At 41.6% G+C, this 2,649-nt stretch carries 3 protein-coding genes; all 3 read right to left on the bottom strand.

The window, feature by feature from the left end; all coding sequences use genetic code 11:
* Nucleotides 1-167: 167 nt before the first annotated feature.
* The gene (locus GXP65_RS24810) at nucleotides 168-839 is read right to left on the bottom strand and encodes an HAD-IA family hydrolase (protein ID WP_162093945.1); all 672 of its coding nucleotides are present in this window, start codon (nucleotides 837-839) and stop codon (nucleotides 168-170) included.
* Between the two features lie 120 nt (nucleotides 840-959).
* A complete protein-coding gene (locus GXP65_RS24805; RefSeq protein WP_069543456.1) occupies nucleotides 960-1,586 on the bottom strand; it encodes a LysE family translocator in 627 nt (208 codons plus the stop codon).
* A gap of 148 nt (nucleotides 1,587-1,734) precedes the next feature.
* On the bottom strand, nucleotides 1,735-2,508 hold the full coding sequence (locus tag GXP65_RS24795; protein ID WP_017817962.1) for an NERD domain-containing protein: 774 nt from the start codon (nucleotides 2,506-2,508) through the stop codon (nucleotides 1,735-1,737).
* Between the last annotated feature and the right edge of the window lie 141 nt (nucleotides 2,509-2,649).

Raw genomic sequence — 2,649 nt, 5'->3', positions numbered from 1 at the left:
TTTTACCACTAGATCTTGCGATATAGCTGAGTTTTTCCTCTTGCAAACTAACGCCGCGTTAAGTGGTGAGCAACGCAAACCACCAAACCTAAACCATTGTACCTTAAACACTAAATTCAACTTGAACTGAAATCGCCAAGCGTTGTGAATCCGCCTTAAACGCTTTGTTATAAATACGGTTTCGATGAAGCCACTAAGAGCTCCGCAAAAGAAGACAAGCTTTCACCTTTACTACGCTGCAAATGATAAGCCTGAATACCACACGATTTAGCTGCAACTACATTTTCGACTTTGTCATCAATAAACATCGTCGAGCTAGGATTCAAAGAAAAAGAAGACAGAGCATGAACGTAGATTTCTCGATTAGGTTTCTCACATCCTACGTATGACGAAATCATAACTTGCTCAAAATACTGCCGAATACCTAAACTATCAAACGCCCAATCTAATGTTGCCGTCGCATTCGATAACACAAATAAGCGATACTTCTCTCGCAACTGTTCGAGAACTTCTACGGTTTCACTATATAACTGGTACTGATGCGTATCTAAGGCTGCGTGGAATAATTGCTCTGCGAGCAAGGTATCACCATTTACAAAATTTGAAATTCTTAAGGCGCGTTCTTGAAGCCATTGCTTCTCGTCACTCCAGTCAACGATTTTGGACTTGGCAAAGAATTCTCGATCGAATATTTGCAAGTCCGCTAGAGCTCTATCAATTAGTGCAATATCATAACCTTTCGCGAGTAGAACCCGCTCAATAATCGACGAGCGGAACTCTTTGATGAACATAAGCACACCACCTGCGTCAAATATTATTGAATCTATATTTCCATTCATTTTCGCTTAATCCATGAGTATTTATAACGCCGCATTAAGGTGTGAGCGACGCTTGGCTATACTTGAGCGAAGCGAAACTGCCAAGCGTTGCGAATCACTCTTAAATGCTTTGTTATGCCACTAGCGATCGCTGATCGCAACTTTGCTTGCTAGCCCAATAAGTAAAACACCAGAAACGCCCTCTAGCCCTCGTGAGTAGCGCTGAGAATTCGGGCGACTAAAGACCCAGCTACCTACTGACGCATACAGGATATTACACATTGTAGCCAGTACGCTAAATAACAAACCAAGCCACAATAATTGCATAGAAGCCGAACCTGATGATGCATCAATAAACTGAGGTAGGAACGAAAGGAAGAACAGTGCAACTTTCGGGTTTAATACACTAACAATTACGCCTTGTACAAATACATTTTTGTCACTTTCAACGCTTTCACTTACTTTCAATGTGCTCCCCCCACGCCACATTGAAAGTAACGACTGAACACCCAAATAGACTAGATAAGCGGCACCCAACCATTTGACTGCACTAAAAGCTACCGCTGAGCTGAGGATAATTGCAGATAATCCTAATGAAGCTGCTAAAGTATGAACAAAATAACCTACACCAAGTCCCATTGCAGCTTTGAACCCAGTGACCAACTTACCTTTCATTGTGTTTGAAACAATATAGATAACGTCTGGCCCTGGTATCATATTGATAGCAAGACAAGCGACTATAAACAGTAGTAGTGAATTAAGATCCATTTCCTTTTCTCCATATTTTCTGGCTGTGGCATAACGCCCTGTTAAGGTGTGAGCAACGCAATACCGAAGCCGCTGCATACCACCTTAAACACTAAACCCAACGCATAGTAAAAATGCCACGCGTTGCGAATCACTCTTAAACAGTTTGTTAGTTGAATTGTTTCACAGCCCTACACTTGGGAAAGGTTGAACAACCCCAAAACTGTTTACCTATATTTTCACCACGCTTGGTTTCACGCAACACCATTTCAGAGCCGCAACGGGGGCACTCATTTGAGCTAACTTTGGATGCAACAACTTCTTTGACATGTTTACGATGCTTTAAATCCGTAATGACTCCGCGCTTTAACTTTATCTGGTTTATAGACTCTGTTAACCGAGCATAATCATTGTCAGAGAACACTACATCGTTAAATTGCTGAATGTATCGAATACTTCCTCGAGCGTAGGTAACGTTTGGAGGCATTTCGGTTTTAAAGGTACTGTCGCCGATGAAAACAATAACCGAATGCAAGTGTTCTTCTCTGCAACCTAGCAAGGTTTCCAGAGCTTTTATGTGCTTGTAATTCTGATGCAGTGGGTTCTGAAATTTAGAGGAATGGCGGTAAATCTTTTGTGTCCACTGTTTCTGGCGAGCTGAACCAAATATCCAACCTTTCATATTCTTAGTTTCAACGACGAAGATGCCATATCTAGAAACCACAATATGGTCGACTTGAGTTGTACCATCGTTAGTCGGCAACGTTACGTCTTTTATTAGTGTGTAATCAGACTCTGGTAATTTGGACAAAAGACGGTTCACGAGAAACTCACCGAATACACCTTTTAGCCACCTACTTTTGAAAACGCTAACAATGAGCAATAAAGGCACTAGATACCAGACTTGCGCAAGCACATTAAGAAATGCTTCAAAAATATTCACGGATTTTCCCTATTCAACTAACGCCCTGTTAAGGTGTGAGCAACGCAATACCGATGTCGCCGCATACCACCTCAAACACTAAATCCAACGCATAGTAAAAATGCCACGCGTTGCGAATCACTCTTAAACAGTTTGTTATGT

The organism is Vibrio sp. LB10LO1, assembly GCF_010092875.1.
GTDB lineage: Bacteria > Pseudomonadota > Gammaproteobacteria > Enterobacterales > Vibrionaceae > Vibrio > Vibrio campbellii.
The sequence above is the reverse complement of the archived record's forward strand: the minus strand, read 5'-3'. Positions and strand labels throughout refer to the sequence as shown.